This is a genomic window from Mesocryomonas fontinalis, from assembly GCF_055730125.2.
In genome coordinates this window covers 130,444-149,848 of sequence record NZ_JBUZWG020000011.1, presented here as the reverse complement: position 1 = coordinate 149,848, position 19,405 = coordinate 130,444, and the positions used below count along the sequence as shown (strand labels likewise).

Below are 19,405 nucleotides of genomic sequence, written 5' to 3'. Positions count from 1 at the left end.
GCTCCCCTGGCCGTCATTGGCAGCCTTGGGCTTTAGGCCGGCGTGCCGGCGATGGTCTTCAGCAACGAGGCGCCGACGGTGTATTTTGGGTCGACCATGTTGCCGAGCCGGACCCGGCCGCACTGCGTCAGCAGCATGTAGGCGTCGATCTCGTCGAAGCCGAAGTCGGCCGCCATCCAGCGGATCAGCTCGCGATAGGCCTGGCGCGTCGCATCCTCCATCGGCCGGGACGAGCCGATGGTCATGTAGAACTTGTCGTTCTCCAGCCGCGGCGTCTTGATCGTCCAGCCCTTGATCAGGTCGATGCGGATGGTGGTCACCGTCGGGTGCTCGATGGCGACGCCGCAGAGCTCGCCGTCGCCCTGCGCGGCATGGCAGTCGCCGAGGTAGAGGTAGGCGCCCTTGGTGTTGACGGGGAGGTAGATCACCGCGCCCGGGCCGATGTCCGGCAGGTCCATGTTGCCGCCGTAATAGTCGGGAACGAGCGAGGAGATCGCCTCGATCTCCGGCGCCGTGCCGATGGTGCCGATGAACGGCTCGTAGGGCAGCGTGATGCGGTCGTTCCACTTCACCCCGGTCTCGGCGTCGACATGTACCTTCTTCACCCGTTCCGGCAGCGGCGCGGTGAGCATCGCGGTATCGTGCGTCGGCACCAGGCCGCCGAACTCGGGCATGATCACGGTCGTGCCGCGCGGCTGCTCGCCCCGCGGGACGATGCTCTCGATGTAGACGGCGAGCGTGTCGCCCTTCTCCGCGCCATTGACCCAGATCGGGCCGTTCTGCGGGTTGAGGAAGGGGAAGTTCAGGATCTCGCTCGGCTTGTCAGTCTCATGCTTGATCGCGCCCTCGAAGGCGTCGTGCGTCTCGGCCGAGACCACGGCACCGGGATCGACGCGCAGCACCGGCTCCACGAAGGCACCGTAGACGTAGTGGTACTTGCCCTGGCTTGCCTCGGTGATCTCGTGTGTCGTCAGGGCCTTGCCCCCGGCGACGCCGCGGCGGGCCATGATCGATTGTTCCAACCAGCTCATGGTTCTCTCCTCTTTGATCCCGGCGGTGCCGGCGGCATGGGACCTCCTCAGTCCCCGCCTGTTTCGCCCGAAAGGTCTTCGCCTTTGCAGGTCTCAGACCGCCAGGAAACGCCGGACCGCATCACGGTCCTCCAGCGTCTCCGGCGGGATTTCGGCGGTGATCCGCCCCTTGTCCATGACGTAGCAGCGCTGCGCCATGGCGCGGATCATGTCGATGTTCTGCTCGACGAAGACGATCGAGACGCCGGTCTTGCGGTTGAGCTCGACCATGATGCGGGCGATGTCCTGGACGATGTTCGGCTGAATGCCCTCCGAGGGCTCGTCGAGCAGGATCAGCGACGGGCCGCCCATCAGCACCCGGCCGATCGCCAGCTGCTGCTGCTGACCGCCCGACAGGGTGCCGGCCCGCTGGTCGCGCCGCTCGGCAAGGATCGGGAAATAGCCGAAGATCTCGTCCAGGCGTCCGTCGGGGGCCGCCTTGCCAGAGATCGAAAGGCCGACCTCGAGGTTCTCGAGGACGCTCATCCGCGGGAAGACGTCGCGGCCCTGTGGCACGTAGCCGATGCCGAGCCGGGCGCGCTTGTGGGCGGGCATGTCGTCGATCGCGGTGCCGTTGAACACCACAGAGCCCTTGTCGGCCGGCAGCAGGCCGATCAGGCTTTTCATCAGCGTCGACTTGCCGACGCCGTTGCGGCCGATGACGGCGACGATCTCACCCGCCGCCACCTGCATGTCGACGCCCTGCAGCACCGGCTTGCCGCCATAGCCGGACCAGAGGCCGACGGTGTTGATGAGGATCTCGCTACGCATCGGACTGCCCCAGATAGATCGCGGCCACCCGGTCGTCGGCGACGATCTCGTCGATCGACCCTTGCGCGAAGATCCTGCCGAAATGCAGGACCGTGACCTTCTGGGCGATCTGCCGGACGAAGGTCATGTCGTGCTCGACGGCAAGGATGGTGACGCCATCGCGGTTCAGCGCCTGGACCATCTCGCCGGTGGCGAAGGTCTCGTCGGGCGTCATGCCGGCGGTCGGCTCGTCGAGGAGTAGGAGTTGCGGCTTCAGGCTGATCGCCATGCCGATCTCCAGCCATTGCTTCTGCCCATGGCTGAGATTGCCGGCGAGCTGCGTGGCGGCGTCGGTGAGCTTCAGGAAGCCGAGCAGCCGGTCGATCTCGTCCGCAAGATCGGCTTTCGCGAGATGATGCTGCAAGGCGATGACGAGGTTCTGCCGGACGCTCAGCGCCTTGAAGATGCCGGGCACCTGGAACTTCACCGAGATGCCCCGGCGGATCCGCTCGAACGGCTTCTTCTTCGTGATGTCCTCGTCGCGGTAGAGGATGCTGCCGGATGTCGGCAGGTGCTCGCCGAGGATCAGCCTGAACAGCGTCGACTTGCCGGCGCCGTTCGGGCCGATCAGGCAGTGGATCTCGCCGGGCTCCAGCGCGAAGTCGACGCCGCCGGTGACGTGCAGGCCGCCGAACCATTTGTTGAGGGCGCGGGTCTCGAGGATCGGCATCAGAGAACCTCCGCGCGGGGGCGGCGGCGAAAAGCCTTGCCGATCAGCGTGCCGAGGCCGAGGACGATGCCGCGCGGCGCCACCAGCACGGTGATCACCAGGAGCAGGCCCATAACCACCAGCGCATACTGGCTGCCGTAGATCGTCAGCGCCTGGAAGCCGGCGAGCACCACCAGCGTGCCGAGAAGCGTTGCGGTGAGGTCGCTGCGCCCGCCGACGGCGACCCAGACGATCGGCAGCGCGGCGGCGGTCATGCCCATCGAGGACGGCGTGATGTACTGGCCCCAGGCGGTGTAGAGCACGCCCGAGAGGCCGGCGAGGCCGGAGCCGATGACGAAGGCGCCGAGCTGGTACTTGCGGATGTCGTAGCCGAGCATTTCCGCCCGCTGCGGGTTCTCGCGGATGGCGACGAGGACGTTGCCGAAGCGCGAGTTCACCAGCACGCGCAGCGCGAGATAGGCGATCACCAGCAAGGCCAGCGTCACGTAGTAGAGCGCCACGTCCGGGAAGAGCACGATGTCGCCGCCGGGCCAGGGGATGGTGAGAGGCGACATGCCACCCATGCCGTTGAAGCCGTTGAGGCGAGCGGTGCCGACCTTCCACTCCGGCCCGGCGGTCTGCGACATGAAGCGCTCGAGCACCAGCGTGACGGAGAGCGTGACGATGCCGAGGAAGACGCCGCTGATCCGGCCGAAGAACAGGAAGTAGCCGAGCACTGCCGCGAAGAGGGCCGAGATCGCCACCGCGGCGACCAGCGAGAACAGCGTCAGGCCGTAGGCGTCGCCGAGGTTGATGGCGAGGATGCCGTAGGAATAGCCGGCGACGCCGAAGAAGGCGGTCTGCCCGAAGCTCAGCGCGCCGCCATAGCCCCAGATCAGCGACAGGCCGAGCGCCATGAAGCACCAGTTGAAGAAGTAGACGTTGTTGCCGACGTCGTAGCCGTCCGCGAACAGCGGATAGGCGGCGGCGAGCGCCAGGACGACGGCGAAGGCGGACCAGAACTTCGGGCCGCTGCCGAAGGTCTGCGGGCCTTCGAAGCGCGCGGCGAACGCTCCGAGGCGGGAGGGTTTGCGGGCCATCAGGCTCTCTCTTTCAGGATCCAGCCGGACAGGCCGCGCGGCAGGATGCGGATGACGACGATGACGGCGACGAGGAGGCCGATCTGGCCGAACAGCTGGCCTTTCCACGAGGTGAGGCCGGCCTTGATGATGCCGAGGATCGCGGCGGCGGGCGCGGTGCCGAGGAAGATGTCGGCGCCGCCGACGACGACGGTGACGAAGGCCTCGACGACGAAGGAGGCGCCCATGGTCGGCACCAGCGTCATGGTCGGCGCATAGAGCCCACCGCAGAGGCCGGCGAGCGCGGCCCCGAGGCCGAAGGTCAGGCTGTAGATCAGCCGCGTGTTGACGCCGAGCGCCTCGGCGATCTCCGGCACCTGGATGGTGGCGCGGGCGAGGATCCCGAAACGGGTGCGGGTGAAGACGAGGTAGAGGCCGGCCAAGGTCGCCGCCGCCGCCAGCATCAGGACGATGCGGTAGGACGAGTAGGAATAGCTGCCGAGGGTGAAGCTGCCGAGCGGCGTGCCGGTGCCTTGCATGGTCGAACCCAGCAGGATCAACGTGCCTTGCGTCGCGATCATCGAGACGCCCCAGGTCGCGACGATGGTGTCGAGCGGCCGGTCGTAGAGATGCCGGATGATCAGCCGCTCCAGGAGCATGCCGACGAGGCCGGCGACGGCGGCGCCGACGAGGATCGACAGCGGCAGCGGCAGGCCCATGCGCGTCGCGGTCGCCGAGACGTAGGCGCCGCAGAGGATGAACTCGCCGTGCGCGAGGTTGATGACGCCCATCATGCCGAAGATCACGGCAAGGCCGCAGCCGGCGAGGACGAGGAAGGCGATGGCATCGCCTGCCTGGTAGAGAAAGGTGAAGGCGTCGTGGAGGACGTCCATCTCAGCGCATATCCTCGGATGAGGGAAATCTGCCGGTCGTGCCGGCCCGGAGGTGCCGCCCGGCAGGACCGGGCGGCACGGTTGTCAGGCGATCAGTTGGCGGCCGGCGGGGGGCTCGACGGCGTGTACTGCGCGCTCGGGTCGTTCTTGGTCAGGTCGCAGCCGGCCTCGCCCAGCCAGTAGGGCTTGATGTCCTGCCAGACCTTGGGGAAGGTGATCGAGTGATCGTCGCCGACCTTGGCGAGGTAGATCGTGTGCGACATGTGCTGGCTCTTCGGGTCGATGCAGACCTTGCCTTCCGGCGCGTCCATGCAGACGTCGCCCTTGGCGATCACCGCGCGCAGGTCGTCGCGCTTGGTCGAGCCTTCCGCCCGCTCGACCATCTGCTTGTAGAGATAGACGGCGAGGTAGGAGTTCTCGGCCTCCTGGTTGACGTAGGGCTCGTCCGGGAACTTGGCGTGCCACTTCTCGAGGAAGGCCTTCGAGGCGGGGGTGTCGACCTCCTCGATGTAGTTGGTGGTGACGTACATGTTGGCGAGCGACGGTGGCTTGAAGCGCTTGTGCTCGTAGCCCTGGCCAACATTGACCGAGGAGGCCATCGGCACCTTGACGTTGGCGGAGGCCGCCTGCTCGTAATACGAGGCCTGGGCGGTGCCGACGAGCAGCGTCACGAGGACATCGGGCTTCTTGGCCTGGATGTTCTGGATGGTCTGCGAGAACTGGGACACGCCGAGCGGGATGAACTCCTCGCCGACCATGGTGCCGCCGTTCTCCTTGACGATGTTGCGGACCCATTCGGCGGAGATCTGGCCGAAGTTGTAGTCGGCGGCGATCGTGTAGACGTTCTTGCCGTACTTTTCCATCATCCACGGGATGAGGGTCGAGAACTGCTGCTCGGGCACCGCGCCGGTGACGACCATGTTGGCGTCGCAGACGCCGCCCTCGTACTGGTTGTTGTAGAAGGCGAAGCCGTCGAACTGGTTGACGATCGGCCGGTAGGCCTCGCGCGAGGCGGAGGAGAAGCCGGCGAAGACGACGTCGACCTTGTCGCGCTGCAGCACGCGGCGCATAAATTCCTGGTAGCGCGTGTTGTCGGACTGGGTGTCGTAGGTGACGAGCTCCAGCGGCCGGCCGGCGATGCCGCCGGCCTTGTTGATCTCTTCGGTGGCCAGCTCGATGCCGTGCACCTTGCCGATCGTGGCGACGGCGAAGTCGCCCGACTGGTCCTCGAGCACGCCGAGCTTGATCGGTTCGGCGGCGAAGGCCGCCCCGGAAACAAGCAATAGTGTCCCTAGCGCCGCGAGGACGCCCTTGGCTCTGGTCTGCATCAGATGCTCCCGTGTTGAGGGGCCGGCGGGGATGCGCGTCATGCGGGCCCTGGCCGGTATCGTTCGAGCAGTCGGGCCCGTCGGCCCGCGCGGATGCTCCTGCCGCGCTCTTGGCTACTCCCCGATCCGCTGCCGAAGCGGCGTCTCGGGGTCTTCCTCGCCGGCCCATTTCTGGACCAGCATCTCGGCAAAGGCCTCGACGCTCAGCCGCGCGCGCATGGCTTCGCGGCGAAGGCGGTCGTAGGCGATCTCGTCTGAAACCTTCTCGGCGGTGACGATCTGCACCACCGCCTTGATGACGAAGCGGCGCTGGCGCCGGCGCTGCTCGTGGCCGGCGATGTCGGCGACGAGCTGGCGCTTGCGGGCGTGCTCGTTGACGCCGAGCACCAGCGCCTGGAACAGCGTCGCGCCGTGCACCGGCTTGGCGATGAAGGCGGTCGAGCCGATCTGCATCAACGCTTTCAGCCGGCTGGGCGCCTCGACGCCGACCATGCCGATCACCGGCACGGGCGAGAGATCGCAAGGCGCGGCGTTCGGCCATTGCAGCGGCCGGTGGAGATCGCCGTCGACGATCAGGATGTCGCGCTCGGGGTCGAGCCCCTCGGCCGACAGCAGCGCGCCGTCCTCACCGAGCGGCACCAGCTGGACGCTGAGGCCGAGCTTCGGCAGCGTCGCCAGGAGCGTGTCGATCGCCCGGCCGTCGCGCGAGATCACCAGCGCGCGGGCTTGGCTGAAGTTCTGGATGAAACGGGGCGCGCTCATGACACCACCCGCAAGGCTGGCCGCGTCATCACGGCGCGCTGCACGGGGTGGCGCACCATGTAGGGATCGGGCCGCAGCGGGGCGCGGGCCTCGACGACGATGTCGAACTGGCCGTCGCGGCGCGAGCGGCCGATACGCGGCGTGAGGTAGGCGTGGAGGGTTTCGGCATCGAGATGCACTCGGCCCTGCGGCGCGTCGATGTGCTGGCGAAGGGCCGCCTGCTGCACGGCCGCCACGTCGTCGCTGCCGGCATCGTTCAGCGCCAGGCCCAGCAGCCGCACGGCGAGATAGGCGGCCTCCGCCTCGACCGATACCGGCGGGCCGGCGGGGAACTGGGCGTCGTAGGCGGCGACGAAGGCGCGGTTGCGGGCGGTGGGGATCGAGGCGAAGTAGACGCTGGAGCTGAGGTGCCCGTCGACCGCGCCTTCTCCGATCTCCTGCAGCTCGGGCTCCGAGAGATTGCAGCTGGCGATCGGATAGCGCGCGACCTGGTCGATGCCGCGGCCTGCGCAGGCAGCCCGGAACTTGCGGAAGAAGGCGTAGGCGGACTGGCCGATCAGCGCGTTGAAGACGAAGTCCGGCTCGGTCTCGAAGATCGTTTCGATCACCCGGTCCATGTCGGTGTCGCCGACGGCGAGATAGCGTTCCGCGACCACCGTGCCGCCGCGGGCAAGAATGTCCTCGCGCAGCACGCGGTTGCTTTCCCAGGCCCAGATGTAGTTGGAGCCGACGCAGAAGGCGCGATCGCCATAGGCCGAGACGAGGTGGCCGATCAGCGGCGAGATGTGATGGTTGGGCGCCGAGCCGGTGTAGACGACGTTCGGCGAGGACTCGAAGCCCTCGTAATGGGCGGGGTACCAGAGCAGCGCGTCGCGCTTCTCGAACAGCGGGATGACGTCCTTGCGGCTCGACGAGGTGTAGCAGCCGACGACATGGCGGATGCCTTGGGCGAGCAGCGCCTCTGCTGCCTCCGCATAAGCCGGCAGCACGCCGGCGGGGTCATGGTGCACGGGCTCCAGCGTCACGCCGAGCGCGGGATCGGCGGAAAGCTCGCGGCAGGCGAGCAGCGCCCCGTTCAGCATCGACCGGCCGACCGCGCCATAGGAGCCGGTGGTCGAGAGGATGAGGCCGATCTGGTGAAGGCGCCGTGCCATGGATATCCAAACGCAAAAAGCCCCTCAGCATGACTGCTGCGAGGCAAAGGTGCCGGTCGATGTCAGGTATGTCGCAAACGTTCTGACGCGATATCAAGCAGCTCTGCTCTGCGCCTATGATTTAAGCTGACGCCGGATCACGCCGATGTCAAGCGGGGATTTTCGCGTTTTGCAAACCCTCGCCAGGCTGGCCGGTGCAGTGCCGGAACGCGCTTGCCAAGCCATTCCAAATGCGAAAGCCTGTCGCCATCGCGGCCGCCGGCAGCGCTCTCCCCCTCCCACGTTCCCTCGTACGAAAAGGCAAATCCCATGGATCTCGGCTTGAAAGGCATGACGGCCATCATCACCGGCGGCACCAAGGGGATCGGCTGGGCGATCGCCGAGACGCTGGCCCGCGAGGGCTGCGCCGTTGCAATCTGCGCGCGCAACCAGGCCGAGGTCGAGGCTGCCGTCGGCCGGCTGGAATCGCTCGGCGTACGCGCCACCGGCTCTGCCGTCGACGTCGCCGACGGCGCGGCGCTGAAGGCCTTCGTCACCGCCACGGGAACCGCGCTCGGCGGCATCGACATCGTCGTCGCCAATGTCAGCGCGCTCGCCGTCGGCGCTGACGAGGACAGCTGGTACAAGGAGTTCGAGACCGACATGATGGGCACCGTGCGCCTCGTCGACGCCGCGATGCCGTTCCTGGAAGCCAGCGGCAAGGGCTCGATCGTCACCATCTCCAGCGTCTCCGGCCGCGAGATCGACTTCGCCGCCGGCCCCTATGGCACGATGAAGGCGGCGATCATCCACTACACGCAAGGATTGGCCTACCAGCTGGCGGGAAAGTCGATCCGCGCCAACACCGTCTCGCCCGGCAACACCAAGTTTCCCGGCGGGATCTGGGACCAGATCGAGGCGGGCAACCCGAAACTCTTCGCCGATTCGCTGGCGCTCAATCCGACCGGCCGGATGGCGACTCCACAGGAGATCGCCAACGGCGCCGTCTTCCTCGCCAGCCCGGCCGCGAGCTTCGTCAGCGGTACCAACCTCGTCATCGACGGCGCCCTCACGCGCGGCGTGCAGTTCTAAGGCTAGCCAGCACCGACACCCCCGGCAGAGCACTTACCGTTCTCTGCCGGGGGGCTCTTCGTCACGCCTTTGGCCAACACAGCAACTCATTATACCAGTTGACGAGTCGATGAGTTTGCGGAAATATGCGGCGGCGGGTGAAAAGCTGGGAGGCTGCCCGCTGAGGAAGACGTTGGCATCGCTCGGCAAGCGAGTATCCAGCCAGCGTCAGGCCCACATGATCCGGGAGGAACATCAGTGCTCGATCATTTTCCAGTTTCCAAACCCGCAGCCGGCATCCGCGTCATCGCCATGCCGTGTGGTACTCTCGCCGCGGACCTGACCGGGTTCCGGCCAAGCTCTTCGCGCCGGTCATCATAGGATTTGCGGCCCTCGCTTCCGCCGCGGGCCCCGGCGCGGCCGCGCATATTCCAAAAAATCATCTCCCGTTCGCCTCCCGAATCGCGCCATCGGCAAGACCTTGGAGCGCATCGCCGCGACCGTCCCCGGCGGCATCAGTGCCCGGCCACCCCGGCAGGGACGGCGACACCGTCAGCCGCGCGTTCGGCATCCTTCCGGACGGCGCGGTGAAAAGGGACATCTCGTCGCTCTCGCAGACCGTCATCCAGGGGCTGGTGATCAGCACCGCCGTGATGGTCGCCCAGTTCCAGCAACGCTTGCAGCAAGGCAACGCCCTGCAGCGGCAAGCGGCTCTCGGCCGCTGACCCGTCAACACCAGTAGAAAGACTGACCATGACATCGATCGCGCTCTTCGGCGCCGGCGGCAAGATGGGCTACCGGCTTTCCTCCAACCTCAAGGGCTCGCGCTTCGACGTCCGCCACGTCGAGCTGAGCCCCGCCGGCCAGGAACGCCTGAAGGCCGGCCTCGGCTTCGACTGCGTTCCCGCCGACGAGGCGCTCGACGGCGCCGAGGTGGTGATCCTCGCCGTTCCCGACACGTTGATCGGCAAGGTCTCCGCCGGCATTTCCGACCAGCTGAAGCCGGGGACGATCGTCGTCGTGCTCGACGCGGCGGCCCCTTTCGCGGGCCACCTGCCGATGCGCCCGGACCTCACCTACTTCGTCACCCATCCCTGCCACCCGCCGATCTTCAACGAGGAGACCGATCCGGCCGCCAAGCGTGACTTCTTCGGCGGCGTCGCGGCCAAGCAGCACATCGTTTCCTCGCTGATGCAGGGCCCGGACGAGCACTATGCGCTCGGCGAAGAGGTCGCCAAGGTGATCTGGGCGCCGGTCATGCGCTCGCACCGCATCACCGTCGAGCAGATGGCGCTGCTGGAGCCCGGCCTGTCGGAGACGGTCTGCGCATCGCTGCTCGCCGTCATGCGCGAGGCGATGGACGAGGTGGTCCGCCGCGGCGTGCCGCACGAGGCTGCGCGCGACTTCCTGCTCGGCCACATGAACGTCTTGGGCGCGGTGATCTTCGACGAGACGCCGGGCGTCTTCTCCGACGCCTGCAACAAGGCGATCGAGTTCGGCAAGCCGATGCTGATGAAGGACGACTGGAAGCGCGTGTTCGAGCCACAGGAACTCGCCGACTCGATCCAGCGCATCACCTGATCGACCAAACCGCCCTCGGCCGGACGATCGCGTCCGGCCGAGGGCGTTTGGCTAACGCCCGCAGATCGGATCGTCCGGCAGGGATACCGACGACCGCTTCAGAATTTTTACGCATCGCCGCCGGGGGCAGGACCCGTCGCTGTGCAGACACATCGGTGCCGCTTCCGGCTGCGCCGACGGGAGGGATATGGATGACCAACGCTGCGAACCCACGAGGCGGGAGCGTCGAGACCTCGGCAATCCGCAAGATTTCCTGGAGGCTGGTGCCGTTTCTCGGCCTGATGTTCTTCATCAACTTCCTCGACCGGACGGCGATCAGCTTCGCCGGCCCGAACGGCATGATGAGCGATCTCGGCCTCAGCGCCGCGCAGTTCGGTTTTGCCGCCGGCATCTTCTTCCTCGGCTACATCCTCCTGGAAATCCCGAGCAACCTTGCCCTCCACCGCTTCGGCGCGCGAAAATGGCTTGCCCGCATCATGATCAGCTGGGGCATCGTCTCGCTGCTGTTCACCTGGGTCGGCAGCGCGACGGAGCTCTACTGGCTGCGGTTTTTCCTCGGCATCGCCGAGGCCGGATTCTTCCCTGGCGCGATCCTCTACCTCAGCCTCTGGGTGCCCTCCCGCCACCGCAGCAAAGTGCTCGCGGTGTTCTATGTCGCGCAGCCACTCACCACCGTGATCGGCGCGCCGATCGCCTCGCTGCTGATCGGGGCGCACGGCGCCTTCGGTCTCGAAGGCTGGCGCCTGATGTTCATGGGCGTCTCGATCCCGGCGATCCTCGTCGGCATCGTCACCTACTTCTACCTGCCGGACCGCCCGAACGACGCCCGCTGGCTGAACGCCGAGGAGAAGGACTGGCTGAACGCCGAGCTCGAGCGCGAGGACAGGGCGAAGACCGCCAAGCATGGCCTCGGCTCGGTCAAGGCCTTGCTCGACGGCCGCGTCTGGGTGCTGGCGCTGATCTACTTCGGCTTCATCTACGGCCTCTACACGCTCGGCTTCTTCCTGCCGACGATCATCGGGGGCTTCGAAGCGAGCTTCGGCACCAAGTTCACGGTGCTGCAGAAGGGCCTGATCACCGCGATCCCCTATCTGCCGGCCGCCGTGGCGCTGCTCTTGTGGAGCCGTGACGCCTCGCGGCGCGGTTTCCGGGCGTGGCACGTCGGTGTGCCCGCCCTGGTCGGGGCGGCGTCGATCCCGCTGGCGCTCGTCATGTCGTCGCCGGCGGCAACGATTGCCGTGATCACCATCACCGCCTGCGCGATCTTCTCGGCGCTGCCGAATTTCTGGTCGATCCCCGGGCGGTTGCTGACCGGTGCCGGTGCGGCCGCCGGCATCGCGCTGATCAACACGCTCGGCAACGTCGCGGGCTTCGCGGCGCCCTTCATCACCGGCGCGGTGAAGGATTGGACCGGTTCCTACGTCGTACCGATGATCATCGTCGGCGGCGCCATGCTGCTCTCGGCCATCCTCACCTTCTCGATTGCCGGCCGGATCCGCGAGCCCGTCGCGACGGTGGACTGAGCCAGAGGCCGGCACCCTAGCGCCCCGCAGCGACAGCCGCGGGGCGCACCTGAAACGAAGGGACGATCCCATGGCAGAGCTTCGCGGCGCCCTCATCGGCTGCGGTTTCTTCGCGGTGAACCAGATGCACGCCTGGGCGGCGATCCCCGGTGTCTCGATCGCGGCGATCTGCGACCGCGACCCGGTCCGGCTGAGTGCGGTCGGCGACCAGTTCGCCATCCGGGCGCGCTATGCCGACGCCGAGACCATGCTGCGGGAGACGCAGCCGGACTTCGTCGACATCGCCACCACCGCGCCGAGCCATCGCCCGCTGGTCGAACTCGCGGCCTCGCTGAAAATTCCGGTGATCTGCCAGAAGCCGTTCGCGCCGACCATGGCCGACGCCCGCGCCATGGTCGCCGCCTGCGAAACGGCCGGCGTGCCGCTGATGGTGCACGAGAATTTCCGCTGGCAGAGCGCCATTCGCGCGGTGAAGAAGGTGCTCGACGCGGGCGAGATCGGCACGCCGTTCTTCGGCCGCGTGTCCTTCCGTTCCGCCTATGACGTGTTCGCAGGCCAGCCCTATCTGGCCAAGGGCGAGCGCTTCATCATCGAGGATCTCGGCATCCATTCGCTCGACATCGCCCGCTTCCTGTTCGGCGACGTCTCTGCGATCACCGCCCGCACCGCGCGGATCAACCCCGACATCCGCGGCGAGGATGTCGCGACCATGCTGCTAGCGCATGTGGGCCACCTCACCAGCGTCGTCGACTGCTCCTATGCGACGCGCAACGAAGAAGAGCTGTTCCCGCAGACGCTGGTCGAGATCGACGGCGCGGCGGGCTCGCTGAGGCTCGGCGCCGGCTACAGGCTGAGCGTCACCACCGCCGCCGGTACCCGGCACGCCGACGTTTCGCCGCCGCTGCTCCCCTGGGCCTCGCGTCCCTGGCACAACATCCAGGAGAGCGTTCAGCTGATCCAAGAGCACTGGGTCGAGCGGCTTGTCGAAAGGCGGGCCCCCGACACCTCGGGCGCGGACAATCTGAAGACGCTGGCGCTGGTCGAGGCCGCCTATCTCAGCGCCGCCACCGGCCGGACGGTCGATCCCGCGGCCGAGGTCTGAACCATGGACGCCGCCGACCGGATCAAACTCTACGGCACCGACGAGCCGCTGCCACCGGTCAGGACGCTGATCGCCGGCGCGCTCAGCGCCGAGCTCGTCGCCGGCGGCTTGCGCGCGATCCGCTGGCGCGGCGTCGAGGTGTTGCGTGCGGTGGCCTACGTGGTGCGCGACCGCGACTGGGGCACCCACACGCCGAAGGTCGAGGATCTCGCCGTCACGCAGCGCGATGATCGCTTCCGCCTGAGCTACAGCGCTTCGTGCCGGGCCGCGGATGGCGCGACGCTGCGTTTTGGCGCCGAGATCTCCGGCGACGCCAGGGGCCAGCTCGTCTTCACGGTGGAGGCGCGGCCCGACGCCGACTTCGAGACCAACCGCTGCGGCTTCTGCATCCTGCACCCGATAACCGGCCTTGCCGGCCAGCCCGTCACGGTCACCCACACCGACGGCACTGTCGAGCAGGCGCGGTTCCCGGACCTGATCGAGCCCTGGCAGCCGTTCAAGGACATGCGCGCCATCGCCCACGGGGTCCTGCCCGGCACCGCCGCGACCTGCACCATGAACGGCGACAGTTTCGAGATGGAGGACCAGCGGGCCTGGTCCGATGCCTCCTACAAGACCTATGTCCGGCCGCTCGCCTTGCCTTGGCCCTACGTGCTGCCCGCCGGCGAGACCAACCGGCAGAGCATCGTCCTGGACATCGCCGAAGCGTCAGGGACCGTCATCGCGAGGGCGGCGACGCGCCCCTCCGCTGGGCTCGCGGAGCCGGTCGCGATCTCCCTCGGCGATGACATCTTCACGCCGATGCCGCGCTTCGGCGTCTCCGTCTCTCCCGACGAAGCCGACGCCGCATTTGCCGGCCTCGACCGGCTTCAGGCGCTCGCGCCCCGGCATCTTCTGCTCGGCGTCGACCCGGCGGCCGGCCACGGCGCCGCGGAACTCGCAGCGCTCGCCCGCGTCGCCGAAGCCTTGCCCGGCGCCGTCGTGATGCTGGAAATCACTCTCCCCGGTATCGGCAACCCCGCAGCGGAGCTTGCCGATATCGCAAATGCCGTCCGCGCGGCCGGCCTGCGGCACGACGCGGTGATGGTCGGCCCGGCCGCCGACCGGCAGTCGACGCCGCCCGGCAGCGACTGGCCGGCCTGTCCGCCACTGGCGGAGGTTTATGCCGCGGCCCGCACCGCCTTCCCCGGCGTCCTGCTCGGCGGCGGCATGCTCAGCTACTTCACCGAGCTGAACCGCAAGCGCGTGCCGACGGAAAACCTCGACTTCGTCGCGCACGCCACCTGCCCGATCGTCCACGCCGCGGACGATCTCAGCGTGATGCAGACACTGGAGGCGATCCCCTTCATCACCCGCTCGACCCGCGCCTTCCTCGGCGCCAAGGCCTATCATCTGGGCCCAACGACGATCGGGATGCGCCAGAACCCCTATGGTTCGCGCACCATGGACAATCCGGACGACCGTCGCATCGCCATGGCGCATGACGATCCGCGCCAGCGCGGCCTGTTTGCCGCCGCTTGGCTGGTCGGCTATGCCGCGCGTCTCGCCGAAAGCGATGTTTCAGTCTGGACCGGCGCCAGCTTCGCCGGTCCGCGCGGCCTGCTCGTCGAAGGCGGAAAGGTCGTGCCGGCCTTTCACGTGGCGACGGCCCTCGCAAAGCTTTCCGGCCTGCCGCGGTGCCGCGTCGTATCGGGCGATCGCACGCGCATCGACGGCTTTGCCGCCCGGCACGCGAACGGTAGCACCGAGCTGTGGCTCGCCAACCTCACGGCAGCGCCGCAGACACTCGATTTCGGCGGTGCATCGCCAGCAGCTGAGCTTGCGATGCTGGATCTGGAGAGTTTTGCCGAAGCCGCAGAAGGCAATATGCCGGTTCGCCACCAGGCACCCGCCCTTCTGACGCTCGGTCCCCATGCCGTCGCTCGCCTGATGGTACCGGCGACATGAGCCGCCGCGGCTTTCCGCGCGCTTCAGGCGTCCTGGTGGACGTAGAGCGCGCGCGATCGTTCGAGGTGCCGCACCATCGCCGCCTCCGCCGCCACTGGATCTCGCTGGCGCAAGGCCGCGACGATCTCCTCGTGCTCGACCAGCGTCAGGTTCTCCTTGCCGGTCCAGATCAGCATCTCGGTATGGTATTGCTTCAGCCAGCCGAGCATGGATTCGGCCACCGCCTCGAAGATCGGATTGCCGGGGATCGCGGCGATCCGCTGGTGGAAGCGCATGTCGGCGGAGACGAACACTTCGGCGTTGCCGAGCGCGATGCGCTGCAAGCCGAGCAGCTCTTCCAGCGCATCGACATCCGCCGCGGTGGCTTTGGCCGCTGCCTGCACGACGATGCCGCGCTCGAAGAAGATGCGGGCTTCCTTCAGATGCCCGAGCGCTGCGGGCGATGTCTGCAGCATGATCTCCGCCGCCGCGTCCACCTGTCCGAACAGCGAGCGCGGCGTCATCGCCAACACCCGCGCCCGCTCGCCGTGCGAGATCGCCAGAAGACCGATCTGGGCCAGCGACTGCATGGCCTCGCGGATCGCCGGCCGGCCGACGCCGAACCGCTCCATCAGGTCCCGCTCGGAGGGCATGGCATCGCCGGGCTTCAGTTCGCCGGTGGTGATCATCGTCTTCAGCCGCGCGAACACCTCGGTCGAGAGTTTGCGGCGGATGATCGGATGGGTCGGAGCGGACATGTGTTTTCCATGACAGGCGGCAATCCAGGGCACCGCAGAACGACGGATAACCTGGTATGATGATCATACCAGAAGTTCACAGCCAGCAAGAGTGCCCTCGGCAAAAGGACATATAGGATGCGGGACGAAATCGTCGTCACCTACCGGATCGAGACGACCGGCAGCGTCGAAAAGCTGGCGGAGAAGATCGCCTCCGACCAGTCGACCGGTACCTTCGTGCCGCTGCCGGGCGAAACGCCGGCGCTGAAGGCCCGCGTCGCGGCGCGCGTCGTCGCGGTCCGCCCGATGGGCACGACGAACGAGGCCGGATTTGGCCGCGAGGGTGCCGGCGTGCCAGGCCCGTACAACCGCGGCGAGGCCGATATCGCCTATCCGCTCGACGCCGTCGGCACCGACCTTGCCGCGCTGATGACCATCGCCATTGCCGGCCCCGCCGCCATCAAGGGTTTCACCGGCTTTCGCGTCGTCGGGCTGACGCTGCCGCCGGCCTTCCTCGCACGCTACCCCGGCCCGCAGTTCGGCATCGACGGCTCGTTCGCGCTGACCGGCGTGCCGCGCGGCCGGCCGATCATTGGCACGATCGTCAAGCCGGCGCTCGGCCTCTTGCCGGAAGAGTCGGCCGCGATGATCCGAGAGCTGGCGGAAGCCGGCGTCGACTTCGTCAAGGACGACGAGAAGCTGATGAGCCCGGCCTATTCGCCGCTGGAGGACCGGGTGAAGGCCGTCATGCCGGTAGTCCTCGACCACGAGCAGAAGACCGGCAAGAAGGTGATGATCGCCTTCGGCATCTCCGCCGTCGATCCCGACGAGATGATGCGCAACCACGATCTCGTCGTCGCCGCCGGCGGGAATGCGGCGGTGGTCAACATCAACTCGGTCGGCATGGGCGCCATGCTGTTCCTGCGCAAGCGCTCGCAACTGGTGCTGCACGCCCACCGCAACGGCTGGGACGCGATGACCCGCCACCCGGCACTCGGGCTCGACTTCTCGGTCTACGAGACGATTTGGCGGCTGCTCGGCGTCGACCAGTTCCAGATCAACGGCATCGCGGCGAAGTACTGGGAGCCGGATGCGTCCTTCGTCCGCTCCTACGAAGCGCTGCAGCAGCCGCTCGCAAATCCTGCCGACCGTCCGCTGCCGGTGGTCTGCTCCGGCCAATGGGGCGGCCAGGCACCGGAGACGTTCCGGGTCACCCATGGCTCGACCGACATCCTGTACCTCTGTGGCGGCGGGGTGGTCAGCCATCCCGGCGGCCCGGCCGCCGGCGTGCGCGCCGTCGCGCAAGCCTGGGAGGCCGCCCGCGCCGGCATCGACCTCGGCGTCTACGCCCGCGATCATCCAGAACTCGCCGCCTCGCTGGAAAAGTTCGGCGGCAACGCTTCCGCCGCCTGACACCACCGCTTCCGTTTGCCCGCCCCCCTGACAAGGCCTGACATGACCGCTCCCCTGCTCCTCACCTATTATGGCGACGACCTTACCGGCTCGACCGACGTGATGGAGGCCCTGTCGCTGCGGGGCGTCGAGACAGTGCTGTTCCTCGACCTGCCGACCGACGCGCAGCGCGCCCGCTTCGCCGACGTTCAGGCGCTCGGCATCGCCGGGACCAGCCGATCGGAGACGCCCGAGTGGATGACGGAAGAGCTCGCGCCGACCTTCGCCTGGCTGGCGCGGCAAGGCGCGGAGTTCTGCCACTACAAGGTCTGCTCGACCTTCGATTCCGCGCCTGGCATCGGCAATATCGGCCGCGCCATGGAACTCGGCCGCGCGGCCTTCGGCGGCAAGACCGTGCCGATCGTCGTCGGTGCGCCGCAGCTGAAGCGCTACACCGCCTTCGGCGAGCTGTTCGCCGCCTTTCGCGGCGAGATCTTCCGCATCGATCGCCACCCGGTGATGCGCCGGCACCCGGTGACGCCGATGCACGAGGCGGACCTCCGCCGTCATCTCGCCGGCCAGACCGACCTTTCCATCGCCCTCGTCGACCATCTCGCCCTCGCCGACGGCGACGCCGACAAGGCCGTCGATGCGGCGCTGGCCGAGAATCCCGGCGCGCTGCTGCTCGACGTGCTCAACGCGGCGACGCAGGCTGCGGCCGGCCGGCAGCTGCAGCGCCTTGCCGACGCCGGGTCGGGCTTCATCGTCGGCTCGTCCGGCGTCGAGTATGCGCTGGCCGATGCGTGGAAGAAGGCCGGCCGGATCGGCGCCGCCAGGACATTTGCACCGCTGGCGCCGGTCGAGCGCCTCTCGGTCGTCTCCGGTAGCTGCTCGCCCACCACCGAACGCCAGATCCGCCATGCCGAGGCGCACGGCTTCGACGCCATCGCCTTCGATCCGCGCGCCTTCATCGCCGGCGACAGCGCTGCCATCGCAGCGCTCACCGGGAATGCTCTCTCGCGGCTTGCCGCAGGACGTTCGGTCATCGTCTACACCGCGATGGGCCCGGAGAGCGATCTCGGCGCGGAAATCGCCGGGCAGGAGCGCCATGCCATCGGCGTCGGCCTTGGCCGCCTTCAGGCACGACTCGTCGCCGAGACCGGCCTTCGTCGCGCCGTCATCGCCGGTGGCGACACCTCGAGCCATGCGCTGCCGCAGCTCGACATCTACGCCCTCACGCCGCGCTTCCCGCTCGCCGAGACGCCGGGGTCGCCGGTCTCGCTGACGCACAGCGACACGCCGGCCTTCGACGGCCTGGAGATCGCGTTGAAAGGCGGACAAGTCGGCAACGACGATTACTTCGTCCGCCTCCGCGACGGCATTGCCGGACACTAGCCAGCTCGAAACGTGACCTCGCGGCTTTCGACCTTTGCGGGGTAAGCCGATCCAATGCCTCCCGGAAGCGGACATCGGGTCAGCAGGTCAACGGCAGCCTAGCACTGGCCGGCCCCCTGCCCGAAGGCACCCGCTGGTACACGACCCTTCAGCCTAGGGCTGCGTCGTGGTGGCCGCACCACTCTTCGGCTTGCGGCGGTTGAGCAAGGCCGCAAGGCCCGCGAGCAGCAGCGTTCCGATGATCAGCAGCACCGCGGCGGCCGCCACCGCCGGGCTGATATTCTCGCGGATCGAGGAGAACATCTGCCGCGCCAGCGTCCGCTGGTTCGGACCGGCGACGAACAGCGTCAGCACCACCTCGTCGAGCGAGGTTGCGAAGGAAAACACCGCACCGGTGACCATGCCCGGCATCGCGAGTGGCAGCGTCACCCGCCGGAACACCGTGAGGGGCGAGGCGCCGAGGCTTGCCGCGGCCCTGCCGATGCGGGGGTCGATGCCCTGCAGCGCGGTCGACACGCTGACCACGACGAAGGGCACGCACAGCACGCTGTGGGCGAGGATGACGCCGAGATAGGAGTTGGCGAGGCCGAGCTTCACCAGCGAGATCTGCAGGCCAACGCCCAGCACCACCGCCGGCACCACCATCGGCAGCAGGAACACGGTTCGCAAGAGGTCCGGGAAGGGCAGGCGCGCGCCGTTGAGACCGAGCGCCGCCATGGTGCCGAGCACCACCGACAGGAGGGTCGCCGACAGGCCGATGACCAGACTGTTGAAGATCGACAGCCGCCAGACGTCGGCATCGGCCAGCACCTCGAACCAGCGCAGCGAGACCGAGGGGATCGGGTAGTTCAAGAAGATGCTGGAGGTGAAGGCGAGCGGCAGGATCGCCACCAGCGGCAGCAGCAGGAAGGCCATCGCGAGGAGGCCGAAGAGGGTCTGGAGACTGCGCAGCAT

The 19,405-nt window shown here is 67.8% G+C and carries 18 protein-coding genes; 8 read left to right on the top strand and 10 right to left on the bottom strand.

The features are described 5' to 3' along the window. Positions 1-32: 32 nt before the first annotated feature. The 8 genes from ACZL02_RS22505 to ACZL02_RS22470 all read right to left on the bottom strand — a co-directional run bounded on the left by ACZL02_RS22505 (position 33) and on the right by ACZL02_RS22470 (position 7,745). Positions 33-1,031, bottom strand: coding sequence for an acetamidase/formamidase family protein (locus ACZL02_RS22505; RefSeq protein ID WP_472940939.1), 999 nt, complete (start codon positions 1,029-1,031; stop codon positions 33-35). A 93-nt stretch (positions 1,032-1,124) separates the two neighbouring features. After that, positions 1,125-1,841 (bottom strand): ABC transporter ATP-binding protein, encoded by a 717-nt coding sequence (locus tag ACZL02_RS22500; protein ID WP_472940938.1) that lies wholly within the window; start codon positions 1,839-1,841, stop codon positions 1,125-1,127. Continuing rightward, positions 1,834-2,550 (bottom strand): ABC transporter ATP-binding protein, encoded by a 717-nt coding sequence (locus ACZL02_RS22495; protein ID WP_472940937.1) that lies wholly within the window; start codon positions 2,548-2,550, stop codon positions 1,834-1,836. Before ACZL02_RS22495 ends, ACZL02_RS22500 begins: the two co-directional genes overlap by 8 nt. Beyond that, a complete protein-coding gene (locus tag ACZL02_RS22490) occupies positions 2,550-3,629 on the bottom strand; it encodes a branched-chain amino acid ABC transporter permease (RefSeq protein ID WP_472940936.1) in 1,080 nt (359 codons plus the stop codon). The genes ACZL02_RS22495 and ACZL02_RS22490 overlap by 1 nt, the downstream gene beginning before the upstream one ends. After that, positions 3,629-4,501 (bottom strand): ABC transporter permease subunit, encoded by an 873-nt coding sequence (locus tag ACZL02_RS22485; RefSeq protein WP_472940935.1) that lies wholly within the window; start codon positions 4,499-4,501, stop codon positions 3,629-3,631. The genes ACZL02_RS22490 and ACZL02_RS22485 overlap by 1 nt, the downstream gene beginning before the upstream one ends. A gap of 92 nt (positions 4,502-4,593) precedes the next feature. Further along, positions 4,594-5,829, bottom strand: a complete 1,236-nt coding sequence (locus ACZL02_RS22480; protein ID WP_472940934.1) for an urea ABC transporter substrate-binding protein — start codon at positions 5,827-5,829, stop codon at positions 4,594-4,596. Between the two features lie 114 nt (positions 5,830-5,943). Next, a complete protein-coding gene (locus tag ACZL02_RS22475; protein ID WP_472940933.1) occupies positions 5,944-6,591 on the bottom strand; it encodes an ANTAR domain-containing response regulator in 648 nt (215 codons plus the stop codon). Beyond that, entirely contained in the window at positions 6,588-7,745 is a 1,158-nt protein-coding gene (locus ACZL02_RS22470) for a transporter substrate-binding domain-containing protein (protein WP_472940932.1), read from the bottom strand. The genes ACZL02_RS22475 and ACZL02_RS22470 overlap by 4 nt, the downstream gene beginning before the upstream one ends. A gap of 309 nt (positions 7,746-8,054) precedes the next feature. On the opposite strand from ACZL02_RS22470, the gene ACZL02_RS22465 reads away from it, so the two are divergent. From ACZL02_RS22465 to apnL, 6 genes are all read left to right on the top strand, one after another. Then, positions 8,055-8,816 (top strand): SDR family NAD(P)-dependent oxidoreductase, encoded by a 762-nt coding sequence (locus ACZL02_RS22465; RefSeq protein WP_472940931.1) that lies wholly within the window; start codon positions 8,055-8,057, stop codon positions 8,814-8,816. A gap of 497 nt (positions 8,817-9,313) precedes the next feature. Then, a complete protein-coding gene (locus tag ACZL02_RS22460) occupies positions 9,314-9,520 on the top strand; it encodes a hypothetical protein (RefSeq protein ID WP_472940930.1) in 207 nt (68 codons plus the stop codon). 28 nt (positions 9,521-9,548) lie between these two features. After that, a complete protein-coding gene (locus tag ACZL02_RS22455; protein WP_472940929.1) occupies positions 9,549-10,376 on the top strand; it encodes a phosphogluconate dehydrogenase C-terminal domain-containing protein in 828 nt (275 codons plus the stop codon). Between the two features lie 191 nt (positions 10,377-10,567). Then, complete coding sequence (locus ACZL02_RS22450; protein WP_472940928.1) at positions 10,568-11,899, top strand: MFS transporter; 1,332 nt, start codon at positions 10,568-10,570, stop codon at positions 11,897-11,899. 70 nt (positions 11,900-11,969) lie between these two features. Next, a complete protein-coding gene (locus ACZL02_RS22445; protein WP_472940927.1) occupies positions 11,970-13,001 on the top strand; it encodes a Gfo/Idh/MocA family protein in 1,032 nt (343 codons plus the stop codon). 3 nt (positions 13,002-13,004) lie between these two features. Beyond that, positions 13,005-14,948, top strand: coding sequence for a D-apionate lactonase (apnL, locus tag ACZL02_RS22440; protein WP_472940926.1), 1,944 nt, complete (start codon positions 13,005-13,007; stop codon positions 14,946-14,948). A 23-nt stretch (positions 14,949-14,971) separates the two neighbouring features. Here apnL and ACZL02_RS22435 read toward each other — a convergent pair whose 3' ends face one another. Continuing rightward, complete coding sequence (locus tag ACZL02_RS22435; RefSeq protein ID WP_472940925.1) at positions 14,972-15,685, bottom strand: transcriptional regulator NanR; 714 nt, start codon at positions 15,683-15,685, stop codon at positions 14,972-14,974. 117 nt (positions 15,686-15,802) lie between these two features. Between ACZL02_RS22435 and oiaX the strand changes: the two genes are divergently transcribed. Then, the gene (oiaX, locus tag ACZL02_RS22430) at positions 15,803-17,077 is read left to right on the top strand and encodes a 3-oxo-isoapionate-4-phosphate decarboxylase OiaX (protein WP_472940924.1); all 1,275 of its coding nucleotides are present in this window, start codon (positions 15,803-15,805) and stop codon (positions 17,075-17,077) included. 42 nt (positions 17,078-17,119) lie between these two features. Further along, complete coding sequence (locus ACZL02_RS22425) at positions 17,120-18,451, top strand: four-carbon acid sugar kinase family protein (protein WP_472940923.1); 1,332 nt, start codon at positions 17,120-17,122, stop codon at positions 18,449-18,451. 153 nt (positions 18,452-18,604) lie between these two features. On the opposite strand, the gene ACZL02_RS22420 is transcribed toward ACZL02_RS22425, so the two are convergent. Beyond that, complete coding sequence (locus tag ACZL02_RS22420; RefSeq protein WP_472940922.1) at positions 18,605-19,405, bottom strand: ABC transporter permease; 801 nt, start codon at positions 19,403-19,405, stop codon at positions 18,605-18,607.